The 18,410-nt window shown below is 71.3% G+C and carries 15 protein-coding genes and 1 pseudogene; 9 read left to right on the top strand and 7 right to left on the bottom strand.

From position 1 onward, the window contains the following. Nucleotides 1-284: 284 nt before the first annotated feature. From ACZ4MF_RS20510 to ACZ4MF_RS20495, 4 genes are all read left to right on the top strand, one after another. The gene (locus tag ACZ4MF_RS20510; RefSeq protein ID WP_467493391.1) at nt 285-3,524 is read left to right on the top strand and encodes a nitrate- and nitrite sensing domain-containing protein; all 3,240 of its coding nucleotides are present in this window, start codon (nt 285-287) and stop codon (nt 3,522-3,524) included. A gap of 10 nt (nt 3,525-3,534) precedes the next feature. Then, a complete protein-coding gene (locus ACZ4MF_RS20505; RefSeq protein ID WP_003993185.1) occupies nt 3,535-3,948 on the top strand; it encodes a roadblock/LC7 domain-containing protein in 414 nt (137 codons plus the stop codon). A 96-nt stretch (nt 3,949-4,044) separates the two neighbouring features. Further along, nucleotides 4,045-4,614: a DUF742 domain-containing protein gene (locus ACZ4MF_RS20500; protein WP_071370711.1), complete on the top strand. Its 570-nt coding sequence runs from the start codon at nt 4,045-4,047 to the stop codon at nt 4,612-4,614. Next, nucleotides 4,595-5,176, top strand: coding sequence for a GTP-binding protein (locus tag ACZ4MF_RS20495; RefSeq protein WP_009314218.1), 582 nt, complete (start codon nt 4,595-4,597; stop codon nt 5,174-5,176). Before ACZ4MF_RS20500 ends, ACZ4MF_RS20495 begins: the two co-directional genes overlap by 20 nt. Nucleotides 5,177-5,250: 74 nt before the next feature. Here ACZ4MF_RS20495 and ACZ4MF_RS20490 read toward each other — a convergent pair whose 3' ends face one another. The 4 genes from ACZ4MF_RS20490 to ACZ4MF_RS20475 all read right to left on the bottom strand — a co-directional run bounded on the left by ACZ4MF_RS20490 (nt 5,251) and on the right by ACZ4MF_RS20475 (nt 10,770). Further along, nucleotides 5,251-6,186: a hypothetical protein gene (locus ACZ4MF_RS20490; protein WP_467493390.1), complete on the bottom strand. Its 936-nt coding sequence runs from the start codon at nt 6,184-6,186 to the stop codon at nt 5,251-5,253. 218 nt (nt 6,187-6,404) lie between these two features. Next, nucleotides 6,405-6,596: an acyl-CoA carboxylase subunit epsilon gene (locus ACZ4MF_RS20485; protein WP_356024666.1), complete on the bottom strand. Its 192-nt coding sequence runs from the start codon at nt 6,594-6,596 to the stop codon at nt 6,405-6,407. Nucleotides 6,597-6,653: 57 nt separating this feature from the next. Next, nucleotides 6,654-8,249, bottom strand: a complete 1,596-nt coding sequence (locus ACZ4MF_RS20480) for an acyl-CoA carboxylase subunit beta (RefSeq protein ID WP_376289312.1) — start codon at nt 8,247-8,249, stop codon at nt 6,654-6,656. A gap of 154 nt (nt 8,250-8,403) precedes the next feature. Continuing rightward, complete coding sequence (locus ACZ4MF_RS20475; protein WP_467493389.1) at nt 8,404-10,770, bottom strand: polysaccharide lyase 8 family protein; 2,367 nt, start codon at nt 10,768-10,770, stop codon at nt 8,404-8,406. A gap of 196 nt (nt 10,771-10,966) precedes the next feature. On the opposite strand from ACZ4MF_RS20475, the gene ACZ4MF_RS20470 reads away from it, so the two are divergent. Next, on the top strand, nt 10,967-11,569 hold the full coding sequence (locus ACZ4MF_RS20470; protein WP_467493388.1) for a YceI family protein: 603 nt from the start codon (nt 10,967-10,969) through the stop codon (nt 11,567-11,569). 285 nt (nt 11,570-11,854) lie between these two features. On the opposite strand, the gene ACZ4MF_RS20465 is transcribed toward ACZ4MF_RS20470, so the two are convergent. Beyond that, on the bottom strand, nt 11,855-12,163 hold the full coding sequence (locus ACZ4MF_RS20465) for a hypothetical protein (RefSeq protein WP_467493387.1): 309 nt from the start codon (nt 12,161-12,163) through the stop codon (nt 11,855-11,857). On the opposite strand from ACZ4MF_RS20465, the pseudogene ACZ4MF_RS20460 reads away from it, so the two are divergent. Next, nucleotides 12,164-12,244 (top strand): annotated as a pseudogene (locus ACZ4MF_RS20460) (MarR family transcriptional regulator); the annotation flags it as partial. A gap of 118 nt (nt 12,245-12,362) precedes the next feature. Then, nucleotides 12,363-12,500: a hypothetical protein gene (locus ACZ4MF_RS20455; RefSeq protein ID WP_467493386.1), complete on the top strand. Its 138-nt coding sequence runs from the start codon at nt 12,363-12,365 to the stop codon at nt 12,498-12,500. A gap of 26 nt (nt 12,501-12,526) precedes the next feature. Here ACZ4MF_RS20455 and ACZ4MF_RS20450 read toward each other — a convergent pair whose 3' ends face one another. Then, nucleotides 12,527-13,924 (bottom strand): hypothetical protein, encoded by a 1,398-nt coding sequence (locus ACZ4MF_RS20450; RefSeq protein WP_467493385.1) that lies wholly within the window; start codon nt 13,922-13,924, stop codon nt 12,527-12,529. 173 nt (nt 13,925-14,097) lie between these two features. Between ACZ4MF_RS20450 and ACZ4MF_RS20445 the strand changes: the two genes are divergently transcribed. Further along, nucleotides 14,098-15,972 carry a ricin-type beta-trefoil lectin domain protein gene (locus tag ACZ4MF_RS20445; RefSeq protein WP_467493384.1) on the top strand — a complete coding sequence of 625 codons (1,875 nt, stop codon included), beginning with the start codon at nt 14,098-14,100 and terminating at the stop codon, nt 15,970-15,972. A 57-nt stretch (nt 15,973-16,029) separates the two neighbouring features. Next, complete coding sequence (locus tag ACZ4MF_RS20440; protein ID WP_467493383.1) at nt 16,030-16,629, top strand: GOLPH3/VPS74 family protein; 600 nt, start codon at nt 16,030-16,032, stop codon at nt 16,627-16,629. Nucleotides 16,630-16,639: 10 nt separating this feature from the next. Here the strand turns inward: ACZ4MF_RS20440 and cimA are convergent, their stop codons facing one another. After that, entirely contained in the window at nt 16,640-18,247 is a 1,608-nt protein-coding gene (cimA, locus tag ACZ4MF_RS20435; protein ID WP_467493382.1) for a citramalate synthase, read from the bottom strand. Nucleotides 18,248-18,410 lie beyond the last annotated feature (163 nt).

Below are 18,410 nucleotides of genomic sequence, written 5' to 3'. Positions count from 1 at the left end.
GGCAGAGGAATCCCCGGGTATCACCACGCGACGCAGTCGGGCTGTACCGCTGCGCTCACAATCGCCCCGCCTTTTGGCGGGGCTCGCTCTTTATGACCGTTTTATCTGCCACCTGCGACAGGCCCCTTCACAGGTTTCCACTGTTTGGAAGAGCACTGGTCCACGTGCTGGAATGCCTGAACTGCCCAATAGTCAAAGACGTACTCAGTAGTCGATGACGAAGCGGGCTCTGAGAGACTCTGCGGCACGACGTAGGTGCCGACCGCCGAGAGGTTGTTGGTCGAGTGAGGCGAAGCAAGAACGGTCCCGAGCCGTCGGCACGGGGCAACTTCACCCCGCCGCCGCGCGCTGCGGCGCCCACCCCCGTGACCGGCGCGGAACCGGCGGCCCCGCAGGCCCCGAGCGGCGGTCGTTTCTCCCCGCGCAACTGGCGGGTGCCGACCAGACTGAACGCGATCCTGCTCATACCCGTGGCGGTCGGTCTCGTCATGGGCGGCTTCCAGGTGAAGAACTCGATCGACACCTGGCAGCAGGCCCGTGACGCCGAGAACACCGCCCGGCTCGTGCGCGCCTCGCTCTCCTACGCCGACGCGCTCTACCAGGAGCGCGACACCGCCGCCGCGCCCCTGCTGAAGGGCAAGCTGGAGACCGCCCAGGACAAGGCGACCGTCACGGCGGTCCAGAACGCGACCGACAAGGCCGCCGACGCCTTCGACCAGGCCGCGCAGAACATGCCGCACAAGTCCGGCCTGGAGCGTCGGCTGAAGCTGTTCCGCGAGGCGGAGCCCTTCCTCCAGACGCTGCGCGCGGGTGCGTACACCTCCAAGTTCACCGGTGTGCAGACCGAGGAGGGCTACGTCAAGGTCGCCCACCCGCTGATGGAGTTCGCCAACGAGCTCGGTCTCGGCACCGGCAACATCACCTCCTACGGCCGTACCGTCTACGCCATCTCGCTCACCAAGGCGGCCCTGTCGCTGGAGCGCTCGATCGGCATGCACATCCTGGTCAAGCCGGGCCCGGACGCCCCCAACCTGGCCAGCCAGCGCGTCGCCCTGTCCTCGTACGCCTACCTGGAGGGCATCGCCGTCGAGGAGTACATCGGCGGTGGCACCCAGGCCGACGCGGACAAGCTGGACGCCGAGAAGAAGGACATCCAGACCCAGGCCGCGACGATGGCCCAGCAGGCCAAGGCCAAGGACCCGAGCTACGTCGCGCCGCCGTCCGACCCGCAGAAGATGGTCACGGCGCTCGCCACCCTGGACTCCACCGACCCCGCCGCGCGTGCGGCGCTCGCCCAGAAGGGCATCACCGCGCAGAACTGGTGGGCGGTCAACACGCTCAAGTTCAACGCGTACCGCGACATCGAGTCGGGCATGGCCGACAAGGCCGTGAACGAGGCCTCCGGCATCGCCGACGACGCCAAGACCTCCGCGATCACCACCGGTGCCGTCGTCGTGGTCGCCCTGCTGCTCGCGTTCATCCTGGCCGGTGCCGTGGCCCGCCAGATGAGCCGCTCGATGCGCCAGCTGCGCAACGCCGCCTTCGGCATCGCCGAGCAGCGTCTGCCGATGCTGGTCGACCAGCTCTCGCGCACCGACCCCGGCCGGGTCGACACCCGGGTGACCCCGATCCCGATCACCACCAAGGACGAGATCGGCGAGGTCGCCCGCGCCTTCGACCAGGTCCACCGCGAGGCGGTCCGGCTCGCCTCCGAGCAGGCCCTGCTGCGGGGCAACATCAACGCGATCTTCACCAACCTGTCGCGCCGCAACCAGTCGCTGATCGAGGGCCAGCTGACCCTGATCACCGACCTGGAGAACAACGAGGCCGACCCGGACCAGCTGGAGAACCTCTTCAAGCTGGATCACCTGGCCACCCGTATGCGCCGCAACGGCGAGAACCTCCTGGTCCTCGCCGGCGAGGAGCCCGGCCGCCGCTGGGACCAGCCGGTCCCGCTGGTCGACGTGCTGCGCGCCGCCTCCTCCGAGGTGGAGCAGTACGAGCGCATCGAGCTGTCCGGTGTGCCGGAGGCCGAGATCCACGGCCGCGCGGTCACCGACCTCGTGCACCTGCTCGCCGAGCTGCTGGAGAACGCGACGACGTTCTCCTCCCCGCAGACCAAGGTCCGCGTCACCGCGACCCGTCTCCCCGACGGCCGCATCATGATCGAGATCCACGACAAGGGCATCGGTCTGACGGCCGAGGACTTCGCGGACATCAACCACAAGCTGGCCAACCCGCCGACCGTGGACGCCGCGATCTCCCAGCGCATGGGCCTGTTCGTGGTCGGCCGGCTGTCCGACCGGCACGGCATCCGCGTCCAGCTGCGCCCCTCGGGCGAGCAGGCCGGTACGACCTCCCTGGTCATGCTGCCGGACGCGATCACGCACGGTGGTGGCGGCGAGACGCCGCTGGACCGCGAGGAGTTCACGGTCTCGCAGATCATCCCGGAGCAGCAGTTCCAGGGTGAGAGCTTCGGCCAGGTGCAGCAGCCCCTGCGGACCGCCGCCGAGCTCGGCTTCGACGACAGCCGGTACCCGGAGATCCCCGACGACATCCGGGAGCTGGACCCGGTCGGCCGCTCGCTGATGCGCGAGGAGCGCCGCGCGGCCCTGGAGGCGCAGGGCCAGGGACAGCCGCAGGCCGAGCAGCCGGAGCCCGAGGCGCCCGCCGCCTACGCGGACCCGCTGTTCGACGGCCGGCCGGGCTACCAGGAGCGGCAGCCGCAGCAGGCGTTCCAGGAGCAGCAGCCGCAGGCCTACCAGGAGCAGGCGTACGAGGAGCCGCGGCAGGCCGCGTACGAGGAGAGCTACGACAAGCCGTACGAGGACCAGTTCTTCGCACCGAACGGCGGTCTGCCGCAGGGCGAGAGCTTCTCGGCCGGCGGCTACCCCGACCCGGCGTACACCGAGCCGGCCCCGGCGCACTCCTACCAGGACGACTGGCCGCAGCAGCCGCAGCAGCCGCAGGACGGGTACCAGAACGGCTACCCGGCCCCGTACGCTCCGGAGGCGGAATCCTCGCAGGCCGCTGACGTGAGTGAGCGGAACCGCGTAGGCTTCGACCGTCCGGGACCGGCCTCTCCCGCCGCCCACGCGCTGACCGACGCCGGGCTGCCCCGCCGCGGTTCCGCCGCGAGCGGTTCCAACGGTTCGAGTGCAGCGAACGGCACGGCCCGTGTGCAGCCGGAAGCTCCGGCTCCGGGCGACGCTCCGGCAGCGGGCGGCGACAACGCCTGGCGTTCGGCGAACGACGCGCGGTGGCAGCAGGCCTCGCAGCTCCGGAAGCCGAAGGCAGGCGGGGTCACCGCGTCCGGTCTGCCGCGGCGGGTGCCCAAGGCCAACCTGGTCGAGGGCGCCGCCGAGAGCACCCCCCAGGGAGGCCCCCAGGTCTCCCGCGCCCCGGAGGACGTCCGGGGCAGGCTGAGCAACCTGCGTCGAGGCGTCCAGCGCGGACGCAGCGCAGGCAGTGAAACGAACGGCCAGGGCTTCGGTCCTGACAGCACCTACAACCAGGAGCGTTAGTGTGAGCCCGATGAGCCAGGCGGCACAGAACCTGAACTGGTTGATCACCAACTTCGTGGACAACACCCCGGGGGTGTCCCACACGGTGGTGGTCTCCGCCGACGGACTCCTTCTGGCAATGTCCGAGGGCTTCCCCCGCGACCGCGCGGACCAGCTCGCGGCCGTCGCCTCCGGTCTGACGTCTCTGACGGCAGGCGCCTCCCGGATCTTCGAGGGAGGTGCCGTGAACCAGACAGTTGTGGAGATGGAGCGGGGATTCCTCTTCATCATGTCCGTATCCGACGGCTCCTCGCTCGCGGTTCTGGCCCACCCGGAAGCGGACATCGGCCTCATCGGGTACGAGATGGCCCTTCTGGTGGACCGCGCGGGCACGGTCCTGACCCCGGATCTCCGTGCGGAGCTCCAGGGCAGCCTTCTCAACTAACAATCGGACGGTGCGTATTCGCGTCCCGGGGCCGTAAGGTTTCGGGACGCGGCTCCACAGCGATGGGTGCCCGGCACAGTCGGAGGAGGAGAGAAAGTGGCAACACCCCCAGGTGGTTCGCATTCGGGGAACTGGTCGTACGGCCCTGGTCAGGGTCAGGGCGACGGTTCGGCGAACCGGTACAACTTCCCCTCCGCCCCGAGCCACCGGCAGCCGTACGCGCCGCAGGGCCCCGGCCCGTCGCCGTACGACCAGCCGCCGGCCCCGCGCATCCAGCCGGTGCAGCCGCAGCGCCGCCCCGAGCCGGCCCCCGCGTCCGCATCGAACAACCCCCTGGTGCGTCCGTACGCCATGACCGGCGGCCGGACCCGCCCGCGGTACCAGCTCGCCATCGAGGCACTGGTGCACACCACCGCGCAGCCGCACCAGATGCAGGGCCAGTTGCCCGAGCATCAGCGGATCTGCAACCTCTGCCGGGAGATCAAGTCGGTGGCCGAGGTCTCGGCCCTGCTGACGATCCCCCTCGGCGTGGCCAGGATCCTCGTCGCCGACTTGGCGGAGGCGGGCCTGGTCGCCATCCATCAGCCCGGCGGCGACGAGAACGCCGGTGGCCAGCCAGACGTGACACTGCTCGAAAGGGTGCTCAGTGGACTTCGCAAGCTCTAGCGGCGGTCCTTCCCGCTCCACCACCTCCGCGAAGATCGTGGTGGCGGGCGGCTTCGGCGTGGGCAAGACCACGTTCGTGGGTGCCGTCTCGGAGATCAACCCGCTGCGCACCGAGGCCGTCATGACGTCCGCCAGCGCGGGCATCGACGACCTCACCCACACCGGGGACAAGACCACCACCACGGTGGCCATGGACTTCGGCCGTATCACCCTCGACCAGGACCTGATCCTGTACCTGTTCGGCACGCCGGGCCAGGACCGTTTCTGGTTCATGTGGGACGACCTGGTGCGCGGTGCGATCGGCGCGATCGTGCTCGTGGACACCCGGCGCCTCGCCGACTGCTTCCCCGCGGTCGACTACTTCGAGAACAGCGGGCTGCCGTTCGTCATCGCCCTCAACGGCTTCGACGGCCAGCAGCCCTACAACCCCGACGAGGTGCGCGAGGCGCTCCAGATCGGGCCGGACACCCCGATCATCACGACGGACGCCCGCCACCGCGCGGACGCGAAGTCGGCGCTGATCACCCTGGTCGAGCACGCGCTGATGGCCCGCCTGCGGTAGCACACCGGCTCCTCCTGACGACGGCCCCTGAACCGGTGGGTTCAGGGGCCGAGTTGTGTGTCGGCGCCGGGCGCTCAGCGTCCGCAGTACGGCATGGAGCGCACGGAGCCTCCGTGGTTCTCGTCGTCCGTGCCGAGCAGGGCCCGGTCGGTGCCGGGCACGCACTCCACGGCCTCGACCTTGTAGCCGTGGAAGGTGCCGAGCAGGGTGGGGGACTCCGCGAGCGTGACGCGCACGGCGCCGGCCGGGGAGACGGTCACCCGGCCGATGTCGGACACGGCGGAGTCGAACGGCCCGTCGTCATCGGCGTCCGCCGCCGAACTCGCCAGGATCCGGCCGGAGTCGGTCACGGTGAGGTCGGTGATGTGCCGGGTTCCCTCGCCTTCCGGGTACGGCGCGCGGTACGGCCGACGGCTCACGGCGCCGAACTCGGGCTGCCCCCAGGGAGCGAAGGTGAGTGGCGCCGCGTACAGGACGGCGGGGTGGTCCGGACCGTCGCCCCGGGAGGCCCAGAGCGCGGCGAGCCTGCCGTCCCGGGACACCAGCGCGAAGCTCTCGTCGTCGTCGCCCGGGGCGACGCCGGGAAGGGGCGTGTAGTCGACGACGGCCGCCGTGTCGCCGTCGACCCGCACGCGGTAGACGATGCCGCGGGCGGCGAGCGCCATGTACTCCCCCGCCGCGCCGGGGATCGCCTCGATCGCCTCCAGGTCCTGCGGTTCGGCCCCGCTCCAGGTCAGCGGAGTGACTTCGTCGGGGCCGCGGTCCCGGTGGGTGACCCGGGACAGCCGCCGCTGGCCGGGCGCCCTGTTGTCGTGCACGATCAGCGCGTCCACGCCGGTCCCGTCGGCCGAGGGCCCCTCGTGGGCGAGGCCGCTGACGCCGCTGCGGGCGTCGGTGCCGACCCGCTGCCAGCTCTGGTCGGCGGCGCCGGCCGGGATCATGGCGAGCACGGTCAGCAGGGTGGTCGCGATGGTGATCCGGACGGCACATCGCGGCGTCGAGAGTGTCACGGGTGGTGGGGTCCCTTTCCTGGGCCGGTACCTGGGCCGGCTCCTGTGCCGGCTCCTGGGCCGGATCTCCGCGCCAGATTAGGGATCTTGATCTCCCGCCGCCCAGCGCCGGTTGATCCGTTCGCGGGAGCGCACGGGCGCACGGACGGACTGGAAGGGCGCACAACACGACGGCCCCGCCCTCCCGGAGGAGAGCGGGGCCGTGGTGAGGCGTGGACTCAGTGCCAGCTGTGCGGGGCGCGGAAGCCGCCCTCGCGCTCCAGGCGACGCCAGCCGGCCCTGGGGCGGCCGCGGTGCGCCGGGGCCACGGACGTGCGGGCGGCCGCGCGGGCCAGGAGGACGGCCGTGATGGCGGCGACTTCCTCGGGCTCGGCGTGGCCCTTCTCGACGCGGATGTCAGGAGTGCTCATGGGTGTCAGTCTCCGTGAGAGAGAGGTCCGCGGGGTTGCCGCGGCGGGTCCGCTCGGTTACTGCGGGGGGTTGCCGTGCTTGCGGGAGGGCAGGTCGGCGTGCTTGGACTGGAGCATCGCCAGGGACTTGACCAGGACCTCGCGCGTCTCGGCGGGGTCGATCACGTCGTCCACGAGGCCACGTTCGGCCGCGTAGTACGGGTGCATCAGCTCGGACTTGTACTCCTTGACCATCCGGGCCCGCATGGCCTCGGGGTCCTGGGCGTCGGCGATCTGCCGGCGGAAGATGACGTTGGCGGCGCCCTCGGCGCCCATCACGGCGATCTCGTTGGTCGGCCAGGCGTAGGTGAGGTCCGCCCCGATCGACTGGGAGTCCATGACGATGTAGGCACCTCCGTACGCCTTGCGCAGGATGAGCGAAATCCTCGGCACGGTCGCGTTGCAGTAGGCGTACAGCAGCTTCGCGCCGTGGCGGATGATTCCGCCGTGCTCCTGGTCCACACCGGGGAGGAAGCCCGGCACGTCCAGCAGGGTGACGATCGGGACATTGAAAGCGTCACACATCTGGACAAAGCGCGCAGCTTTTTCACTGGCCTCGATGTCCAGCACACCCGCGAGGACCTGCGGCTGGTTGGCGATGATGCCGACCACCTGGCCGTCCATGCGGGCCAGCGCGCAGATGATGTTCCGCGCCCAGCGCTCGTGGACCTCCAGGTAGTCGCCGTCGTCGACGAGCTCCTCGATGACCTTCGTCATGTCGTACGGCCGGTTGCCGTCCGCCGGGACCAGGTCCAGCAGGACGTCGCTGCGGCGGTCGACCGGGTCGGAGGACTCGGTGCGCGGAGGGTTCTCGCGGTTGTTCTGCGGCAGCATCGACAGCAGGTAGCGCACCTCGGCGATGCACGTCTCCTCGTCGTCGTACGCGAAGTGGCACACGCCGCTGGTCTCGGCGTGCACGTCGGCGCCGCCGAGCCCGTTCTGGCTGATCTCCTCGCCGGTCACGGCCTTGACCACGTCCGGGCCCGTGATGAACATCTGCGAGGTCTCACGGACCATGAACACGAAGTCGGTGAGCGCCGGGCTGTACGCCGCGCCGCCCGCGCACGGGCCGAGCATCACGCTGATCTGCGGGATGACACCCGACGCCTTGGTGTTGCGCTGGAAGATGCCGCCGTAGCCGGCCAGGGCGCTGACGCCCTCCTGGATCCGGGCGCCCGCGCCGTCGTTGAGCGACACCAGCGGAGCACCGGCCGCGATGGCCATGTCCATGATCTTGTGGATCTTGGTGGCGTGCGCCTCGCCGAGCGCACCGCCGAAGATCCGGAAGTCGTGCGCGTAGACGAAGACCGTACGGCCCTCGACCGTGCCCCAGCCGGTGATCACACCGTCCGTGTACGGCTTCTTCGCGTCCAGGCCGAACCCCTGCGCCCGGTGCCGGCGCAGCTGCTCGACCTCCTGGAAGGAACCCGGGTCCAGGAGCAGCTCGATCCGCTCCCGCGCCGTCAGCTTGCCCTTGGCGTGCTGCGCCGCCGTCGCCTTCTCGCTCGGGCCGGCCACGGCCCTGGCACGAATCTCGTGCAGCTCGGCGACTCGTCCGCGCGCGTCCGTCGGCTCGCCGGTCGGCTCACCCGTCGTCTCTTCCAAAACGGTCATGTAGCGACCTTACGAAGGACACCAAGGAAAGCGAGACGTCGACTCCGTACAGTCTCCGGCCCGTTTTCCTGGTGCCAGTGAACAGAACCACAGGCGCGTGCAGCCGTTCCGACTGCTCAGAGGGCACCGGGCTTGTAGGGAGACCACAAAGCGATCAGCTGAGACTCACCTCACATACACGGTCGGCACATGCCATCCCTGGAGTGACGCGCAGCCTCAGAGAGCGGTCCGCGGCGAGCACCTCGACGCCCTCGCCGGCCCGGGTCACCGCGCACACCGGGCGGTCCCAGACGATCTCCAGCGGCCTGCCGGTGCGCGGTGGCTCGCCGACGTGCAGGACGGCCGTACGGCCCCGGCGGACGACGAGCACGCTCGCCCCCGCGGAGACGGACAGGTCCCCCACCGTACCCGCCCGCCAGAAGTTCGCGCCGGTCAGCCCCAGCCGGGGCACGGCGACGGCCTGCCGGCCGGGGTCGTTGGCGAGGACGCGCAGCCAGTGGCGGTCGGCGGCCCGCGCGGCGGTCTCGGCACGGGTGGCGCCGGGCAGCAGGACGTACAGGTAGCGGGCGCCGGCCGGGTCGGTGCCGTGGTCGAGCCAGAGGGTCCGCCAGCGCCGGGTGCGCCGCTCGTCGGTGCTGGTCGCGTTGATGTCGGACCAGGCGCCGGTGCGGTCCTCGCGCAGGGTGCGCAGTTCGGCGCCGTACGGCCCGTGCGGCAGGATCCAGCCGCCGTGCCCTTCGAGGTGCGCCCAGTTCCGTGCGCGCACGAAGGCCTGGGTGCCGCCCTCCCCCAGGTTGCGGTTGTCCACGACCGTCTCGACCGGGACGCCGTCGGCGCAGGTGATCCCGGCGCCGAGGCAGACCACGGCGTCGTCGAGGAAGAACCAGGACTTACGGGCCTCCAGGCTGGAACCGAGACCCTTGAGATGCTGCCCCACGGCCGCGTACGTACCGTCCGTCGCCCCGCCGACCCACCGGACGTCCGGCTTCGGCGCGCCCCACTCGCCCCCTTCGCGGTCGGCGAGCCGCTTGGTGGAGACGGTGGTCCCGGGCAGCCGGTACCAGTCGACGGTCGGCCAGAACCAATCTGTGTACTGATCGGCCCGACCGGCACTCGGCCACCAGTACAGCATCCCCGAACCGGTGTGCCAGCCGCGCGGGTTCTCGCCGTTGCCGCACTCGTAGTGGGCGATGCGGTCGCTCGCCATGGACAGGGCGGCGGTGAAGCGGAGCCCGCGGTGGACGGCGCGGTCCATGGCCGGGAAGAGCCGGTGGCCGAGAGGTTCCGGGGCCGCCGGGACGGGCGAGGCGGCGACGGCGTGCAGCCGAGCCAGGTCGGCGACACCGAACTGACCCCCCGTCAGTACCGGTGTCACGCTGTCCCGTTCGATCCATCCCTTCACCATCCCGTACCACCTCGCCCGCCGCTCCTCCCCCGCCCCGCCGGCGAGCAGCGCGATCGAGCCGATGAGCGCCTGCCCGTGGAAGTGGTCGCTGCGCATGAGGTGCAGGTCGTCGCCGAGCAGGTAACCCCGGCTGATGGCACGGCCGTTGACGCCGTCCATGACCAGACCGTCGTGGACGAGCGGCGCGAAGGAGTGCTCGACGGCGTCGAGGACGTTCCGCCGGGCGGGGTCGGTGACCTCCCAGGGCGACCCGGCGAGCAGGGCGAACAGCCGCCCGAGCCCGTCGAGCAGGACCTGGCCGTACGTCCCCGCGTAGGCGACCCAGGTGTGCTGCACGAAGGAGCCGTCGGCGTAGAGCCCGTCGCCCTGGGTGACGTACGGGAAGACCGGCGAGAGGGCGTCCCGGGCGAGGGAGATCCTGGCGTCGTCCCGCCCGAGGATGCCGCGCAGGACGACGGAGCGGGCGAGGTCGACGCGGTTGGCGCCGGTGGAGGTGCCGGAGTAGTCGGTGAGCATGCTGTCCGGGATGAAGTGGTCCACGGCCGCGCAGGCGGCGGCGATCCGGTCGGCGCCCAGGCGGTCGTACAGCGTGGCCGTGATGTCCATGAGCAGCCGGGGGCTGCCGATCTGCCACTCCCACCAGTTGCCGTAGCGGCCGGTGGAGGGGTTGTAGACGCGGGCGGAGAGATGGTCGAGGCCGCGGAGGACGGCGTCGAGGAGCGCGGGGTCGCCGCTGGCGCCGGTGCCGGGCTGGGCCCAGGCCTGGGCCATGGTCCACAGCCGGTTGTAGCTGTAGGTGATGCCGGCCGGCGGGTCGAAGGGGTGCCCGGGCCACAGGGAGTCGGGGGCGGGCGCCATGGTGCCACCGAAGTCCCGCGCCAGGGAACCGAGTTGGCGGAGGCGGGAGGCGTACGGTTCGGCGCCCGGGTCGTATCCGGTCCCGAGGGCGATGTCGAGCCAGCGCCGGCGCAGGGCATCGTGGGGATCACCGCCGGTCACGGCACCGGCGACCCCGGGGCGGACTTCGGGGCGGGCCCCGAGGGCGGGAACCAGGGCAGGGCCGAGGGCGGCGGCGAGCAGCATCGCGCGCCGGGTCGGTCGCAGGGAACCACTCATCACCGCACCCTTCCCGACGTCCGGCGGTGCACGCAGATGGTGCCCGCTTCCCGGCCGGTGCGCCAGAGGCAGACACCGTTGCTCCGTGTAACGATGAAGACACGCTGTGGATGATGTTGAAAACCGAACAGAATGGGTCTACCGTCGGAGACATCGAGTTCGTTTAACGTTCAACTGAAACTTCCTGGAGCACGACATGGGCATCTTCAGCCGCAAGGACAGCACCCCCGCGACCACGACCGCCGCCACCGGCCCCGACCTGACGGCGCTGACCGGCGACTACACGATCGACCCGGCGCACACCACGATCGGCTTCACCGCCCGGCACGCCATGGTCACCAACGTCAAGGGCGCCTTCCACGACTTCACCGGCAGCCTGCACCTCGACGGCGCGGACCCGGCCGGCTCCACCGCGACCCTCGACATCCAGATGGCCAGCGTCGACACCGGCAGTGCCGACCGCGACGGGCACCTGAAGTCGTCCGACTTCTTCAAGACCGACGAGTTCCCGACCATGACCTTCCGCTCCACCAAGGCGGAGGCCCTGGGCGGCGAGGACTACCGCATCACCGGCGACCTCTCCATCCTCGGCACGACCAGGCCGATCACCATCGACCTGGAGTTCAACGGCTCGGCGAAGGACCCCTTCGGCAACGAGCGCGTCGGCTTCGAGGGCAAGGCCGAGATCCTGCGCTCCGAGTGGGGCCTGACCTGGAACGCGGCCCTGGAGACCGGCGGCGTCCTGGTCTCCGACAAGATCAAGCTGAACTTCGACATCTCGGCCATCAAGAACGCGTGAGCCTCCGGCGGTTCGGCCGGGAGGGGCGAGCGAGGTCGGCGTAGAGGGATCGGGCGGTGAAGTCGGGCTCGCAGGGGACTGGAGGGTTTGGGCCGCTCATGGCCACCACGAAGGCCCTGGCCCCGCCCCTCACCGGGGCCTCGGACAGCGCCCGGTCGCGGCCCAGAACTGCCGATCACCTGCGGCTGGGCGGCTGCGTCTGATCGCCGTTCGCCGCCGAGCCGGCCCGGCGTGCAGGCGAGGCGCGAGCGCGTCCGTACTGAGAAGCGGGCGACCCCGACTCGTTCATGAGCCGAGTGCCACTGTGGGGCCTCGCCTCCTGACGGGGACCGGCAGTACCCACCACGCCGCCGCGACGGACAGGACCGCCCCAACGGCTGTCGCGGCAGGGCGAGTCGGCAGCAGGCTCACCGCGTCCTGGCCGAAGTAGCCGAGGAGCAGGGAGAGCGCGGTCGTGATTCCGGCTGCCCAGTAGGCATGGTTGAGCGGGCGCAGCCACAACGCCACGGCCAGGACCGCGAACATCACCGCCACCGACACGCGGCCCGTGGGGACGGCGGCCTCAGCCCCAACCAGCTCGCCGCGCCCGGTCACCTGAGCCGGTACGGCCCGGCGACCCCCGGCGAGGTCGCGGCGGCCGAGCGGCAGCGGCCCCAGTCGCTCACCCGGGTCTTCGCGGAGCTGGAGGCCGAGGGGCTGATCGCGCGGGAGCGGGGCACCGACGACCGGCGCCAGTCCGTGCTGTCACTCACCGGACCGGGCCGGCGGGCGCTGGAGCAGGACACGGCCGAGCGTGACGCCTGGCTGGCCGAGGCGCTGGGCACGCTCGGCGAGACGGAGCGGGGGGGTGCTGGACCTGGCGGCGGCGGTGATGGAACGGCTGGGCTCCCTGTCCCTGACGGACGACGGTCACCACCAGGACAAGGAGTGACACACCCCCAGCCCCCAGAACCCCCTTCAGAACCCCCCTCCGAAATCCCCTCCCCCGTCTCCCCCGCCCCCGCCGCCGAAGTCGCCGCCTCCGTCACCGAAGCCGCCCCCGAAGTCCCCGGGGTCGAAGTCCGTGCCGGAGACGTCGCCGCCCTGGGAGCCGTCGTCGTAGCCGGAGTTCGGGCCGAAGTCGCCGTAGCCCGTGCCGTAGTCGGCCGCGTACGACGGGGTGGCCATCATGCTGCCGAGGAGCGTGCCGACGAGCAGGCCGGGCAGGATGCCGCCGCCGAAGTAGCCGCCCGCCCAGGGGCCGTAGGCGGGGCCCGCGTCCCAGTAGGGGCGGCGGCCGTGCTCGGTGTCGACCTCGCGGATCACCGGGTCGCGGCCGTCGGCCAGCCGGGTGGCGTCGGCCGCGCAGACCGGGACCCGGCGCGGCGCGCCGCCGGGCGGGGTCCAGTCCGCGTCGGCGACCGAGGGGCCGTGGCGCGGGTCGAAGAAGCAGGGCGGCCGGCGCTCGGGCAGCGGGCGGCCCGTGCGGCGCGCGGCGAGCTGGGCGAGAGAGAAGCGGCCGTCCTCCAGCGCCTCGGTCACCGTGCGAACGTCCTGCGGGCGCCGCGCCTCGGACATCCGCTGCTTGGCGGTCTCGTAGGCGTCCAGGGCGCGTTCGTAGTCGGCGCGCATCGCGTCGTCGGCACCGGGCTCGGCCGGGTGGAAGTCGAGGCGGTCCAGTTCCTCGCCGAAGGCGGTGATGTCCTCGTCGACGACCACGCGCAGCCGGTCGAGGGCGGCCCGTCGCTGCTCCTCACGCCGACGGCGGCTGCGCCGTACCAGCGCGTACGCGCCCGCGCCGCCGGCCACGAGGACGGCGCCCGTGACGAGCACCGCCGTGCCGGACACCCCGCCCGACCCGGCCGGGCCGCCCCAGCTCCTCGGCGCGTGGCCGCCGACCGTGGCCAGGGCGCGGTCGGTGAAGTCGCTGAGCTGGGTCTTCACCGGCTCGTCCTGGACGCTGTGCACCAGGTTGCGCCGGGCCGCCGCCGACATGACGGAGGAGTCGGCGCGGGCGTCGAAGCGGTCGCCGAGGCGGATGCCGTACAGGCCGGTGATGCCGGTGGCCGCGCGGAGGTTCGAGAAGAGGGCGGCCGTCGGGTAGCCGGCCGGGAGGACCGCGACGAACACCGGCTTGTTGGCGTCCACGATCCGCTTCGCGAGGGCGTCGGCGTCCGCCTTCGGCAGCTGGGAGGCGGCGGCCGGGTCGACGTAGACCGGACTCGCGCGCAGCGCGCGGGCGATCGTGGAGATGCTCGTGTCCGCGCTCGCCCGGGGCGCGAACGGGGGTGCGAGGAGCAGGAGGAACGGGACGAGCAGGAGGAGGACGGCCGGCAGCAGGGCGGGCAGGCTGCGGGTCCGCAGGACGGCCTTCATGGTTCGAAGCTACCCGAATACCTATGAATACCGATGAATTCCGGCATATCGAAGCACGGATCGAAGCGCGGTGGGCAGGGGCTGTCGTCGGTATGGACCGCCCTCGGCCTCCGTGGTTCACTCATGGCTTAGCTCATGACGTGAGTTAACTGGGACAGGAAGGGCGACGCACGATGAGCAGAACCCGGAGAACCCCCCGCGCGGTCCGGCTGCTGCTGGCCGGACTGCTCTCCGCGGCCGGCGTCACCGCCGCCGTACCCCCCGCGCACGCGGCCGGCGAGCAGGTCACGGCCTGGCTCACCACCACCGACGACTCCGCAGGACGGCATGTCGTACGCGGGCTCCAGGCGCAGGCGCCGTTCGCGTTCCAGTCCGGGACGGGCGGCAGCGGCACGAACATCACCGTGGACGAGAACACCCGCTACCAGACCTTCACCGGCGGCGGCGCCTCCTTCACGGACACCGCGGCCTGGCTGATGAACAGCAGCGGGGCCCTGTCCCAGGCGACCCGGGACGCGACCATGCGCAAGCTGTTCTCGCCGACGGACGGCATCGGGCTGTCGTTCCTGCGCAACCCGATGGGCGCCTCGGACCTCGCGCGCTACGGCTACACCTACGACGACGTGCCGTCCGGGCAGACCGACCCGAACCTGAACGGCTTCTCCATCGGGCACGATCTCGCGGACGTCGTGCCGCTCACCCAGCAGGCGCTCCAGCTCGATCCGTCCCTGACTGTCATGGCCTCGCCATGGACGGCCCCGGCCTGGATGAAGGACAGCGGCTCGCTGAACGGCGGCTGGCTGAAGGCCGAGGACTACGGGGCGTACGCCGACTACTTCGTGAAGTACCTCCAGGCGTACAAGGACCAGGGGATCAACGTCTCCTACGTGACACCGCAGAACGAGCCGACCTGCTGTTCCGGCTATCCCTCGATGAGCTGGAACGCGAGCGGCATCGACTACTTCCTCAAGAACGACCTGCTGCCGCGGCTCCAGTCGGCCGGGCTGAGCACCAAGGTGCTGGCGCACGACTGGAACTGGGACACCTACGACTCCTACGCGGCCCAGGCCGTGGACGACGCGGCGATCCGCGACCACCCCAACTTCGGCGGGATCGCCTGGCACGGCTACGGCGGTGACGTCACCAAGCAGTCCGCCGTGCACGACCAGTACCCCGGGCTGGACGCCTTCGCCACCGAGCACTCCGGCGGCACCTGGATCGCCGACCAGCAGCACGAGGACATGTCCGACATCATCGACTACACCCGCAACTGGGCGAAGTCGGTGACCAAGTGGTCGCTGGCCGTGGACCAGAACGGCGGTCCCCACAACGGGGGTTGCGGCACCTGCACGGGGCTGGTCACCGTGCACGACGGGGACGGTGCGAGCGGGACCGTGGACTACACCGTCGAGTACTACGACATGGGCCAGCTGACCGAGTTCGTCCGGCCGGGCGCCCAGCGGATCGCCTCGACGGCGTCCACCACCGTGCCGAACGTCGCCTGGCGCAACCCGGACGGCAGCAAGGCGCTGATCGCCTACAACGGCTCCTCGTCCGCGCAGGACATCACCATCGACTGGGGCTCCCAGCACGCCACTTACTCGCTGCCCGGCAAGACCTCGGCGACCTTCACCTGGGTCGGCGCCCAGTCCGGCAACGGCAGCCGGTCCGGCTCCTTCGTCGGCCTGGCGGGCAAGTGCCTGGACGTCGCGGGCGCTTCAAGCGCCGACGGCACGGCCGTACAGCTCTACGACTGCAACGGCAGCGGCGCCCAGCAGTGGACCGTGGCGGCCGACGGCTCGGTCCGGGCGCTCGGCAAGTGCCTCGACGTGACGTCGGGCTCGACGGCGGACGGGGCGAAGGTGCAGCTGTACGACTGCAACGGCACCGGTGCGCAACAGTGGTCGTACAACGCCTCGACCGGTGATGTCGTCAACACGGCGGCGAACAAGTGTCTGGACGTCACGGACGACTCGTCGGCGAACGGGGCACGGGCGCAGATCTGGTCGTGCACCGGGGCCGCCAATCAGAAGTGGACCCTCCGGTAGGAGTTCTGGGGAGGAGTTTGCCGGGCGGGCGGCCGGTCCGTGGGGGACGATGACCGTATGACGACACCTCGGGATCTGTTCCTCGTCAGCCTGGACGTGCCCGGCGAGCACCCCGTCGAGCGGGGCGATCTGTCGCTCGCGCTCGCGGGTGCCGAACTGGTCGACCTGCTCGGCGTGCGTGCGCTCACCCTGGACGGTGAGCGCATCGTGCCCGGCCCCGCCCTGACCACGGGCGACCGGATGCTGGACGAGGCCGGGGCGGCGCTCACCCGGCGGGAGCCGTACGAGACGGTCGAGGACTGGCTGTGGCGCAGGGGCGAGGGGCTGGCGACCGCCTACCGGGACGCGCTGGAGTCCGAGGGGCAGCTCATCGCCGAACGCCGCCACCGGCTGTCCCTGAACCCCGCCGAGCGTGTCCCGGCCGACACCCCGGCCCGGCAGCACGCGGCCGACCGCTGGTGGTCGCGCGAACCGGTCCTCGCCGGCCTCGCCGGCATCCTCGCCATCGGCGAGGACCGCCCGGCGGAGGCCCCCGCCGACGAGGCCGTGATCACGGTCCTGGCGGCGGTCGGCGAGGCGGTGCGTGAACTGGAGGGCGTCCGCACCCGCCGCCGCATCGAGAACGCGGCCTTCGACAACATCTGGCGCGTGCCCTGAACCGGCAGTCCTAAGGGGCCTGCACGCCCGCCCGCAGCAGGCCGTAGGTGTACGCGTCCTCCAGGGCCTGCCAGGAGGCGGCGATGACGTTGTCCGCCACGCCGACCGTGGACCACTCGCCGCTGCCGTCGGAGGTGGCGATCAGTACCCGGGTCGTGGACGAGGTGCCGTGCTTGCCCTCCAGGATGCGGACCTTGTAGTCGACCAGCTCCAGCGCGGCGAGCTGCGGGTAGATCTTCTCCAGGGCCACGCGCAGGGCGCGGTCGAGGGCGTTGACCGGGCCGTTGCCCTCCGCCGTGGCGACGATCCGCTCCTTCTTGGCCCACAGCTTGACCGTGGCCTCGTTGGCGTGGGTGCCGTCGGGGCGGTCCTCGACGATGGCCCGCCAGGACTCGACGTCGAAGTACCGCAGCGGGCGGCCCTCGACCTCGCCGCGCAGGAGGATCTCGAAGCTCGCGTCGGCCGCCTCGTAGGTGTAGCCCCTGAGCTCGCGCTCCTTCACCCGCTCGACCACCCGGCCGACCAGCTCGCGGTCGCCGCCGAGGTCGATGCCGAGCTCCTTGCCCTTCAGCTCGATCGAGGCGCGGCCCGCCATGTCGGAGACGAGCATCCGCATGGTGTTGCCGACCAGCTCGGGGTCGATGTGCTGGTAGAGGTCCGGGTCGACCTTGATCGCGGAGGCGTGCAGGCCGGCCTTGTGGGCGAAGGCGGAGACACCGACGTACGGCTGGTGGGTGGAGGGGGTGAGGTTGACGACCTCGGCGATGGCGTGCGAGATACGGGTGGTCTCGCGGAGCTTGCCGTCCGGCAGCACCTTCTTGCCGTACTTCAGCTCCAGGGCGGCGACGACCGGGAAGAGGTTGGCGTTGCCGACGCGCTCGCCGTAGCCGTTGGCCGTGCACTGGACGTGGGTCGCGCCCGCGTCGACGGCGGCGAGGGTGTTGGCGACCGCGCAACCGGTGTCGTCCTGGGCGTGGATGCCGAGCCGGGCGCCGGTGTCGGCGAGGACCGTGGCGACGACGGCGTGGATCTGGGCGGGCAGCATGCCGCCGTTGGTGTCGCAGAGGATGACGACGTCGGCGCCCGCGTCCGAGGCCGCCCGGACGACCGCCTTCGCGTACTCGGGGTTGGCGCGGTAGCCGTCGAAGAAGTGCTCGCAGTCCACGAACACCCGGCGGCCCTGTTCGCGCAGGTGGGAGACGGTGTCGCGGACCATCTCCAGGTTCTCCTCCAGGGTGGTGCGCAGCGCCAGTTCGACGTGGCGGTCGTGCGACTTGGCGACCAGTGTGATCACCGGGGCGCCGGACGCGAGCAGGGCCTGGACCTGGGGGTCCTCGGAGGCCTTGGCGCCGGCGCGGCGGGTGGCGCCGAAGGCGACCAGCTGGGCGTGCCTGAATTCGATCTCGGCCTGGGCGCGGGCGAAGAACTCGGTGTCCCGGGGGTTCGCGCCGGGCCAGCCGCCCTCGATGAAACCGACGCCGAAGTCGTCCAGGTGCCGTGCGATGGCGAGCTTGTCCGCGACGGTGAGGTTGATGCCCTCGCGCTGCGCGCCGTCGCGCAGCGTGGTGTCGAAGACGTGGAACGAGTCGTCGAGCTCGTTGGTTGCCGTCTCGGTCATGGTCTCAAGGCTCCTGTTGTGAATCTTCGGTCTTACCGGAATGACCGGCTCCACCGTCCCCACAATGGTCCCGCGCGCACCGCCCCCGGCTGAAGGTGGGCCGGAAAACGAAAAAACCCCTCGCGGGTGCGAGAGGTCTGCGCGCGGGTCGAGGACGACGGTG

This window comes from Streptomyces sp. NPDC025793, assembly GCF_055558375.1.
The sequence above is the reverse complement of the archived record's forward strand: the minus strand, read 5'-3'. Positions and strand labels throughout refer to the sequence as shown.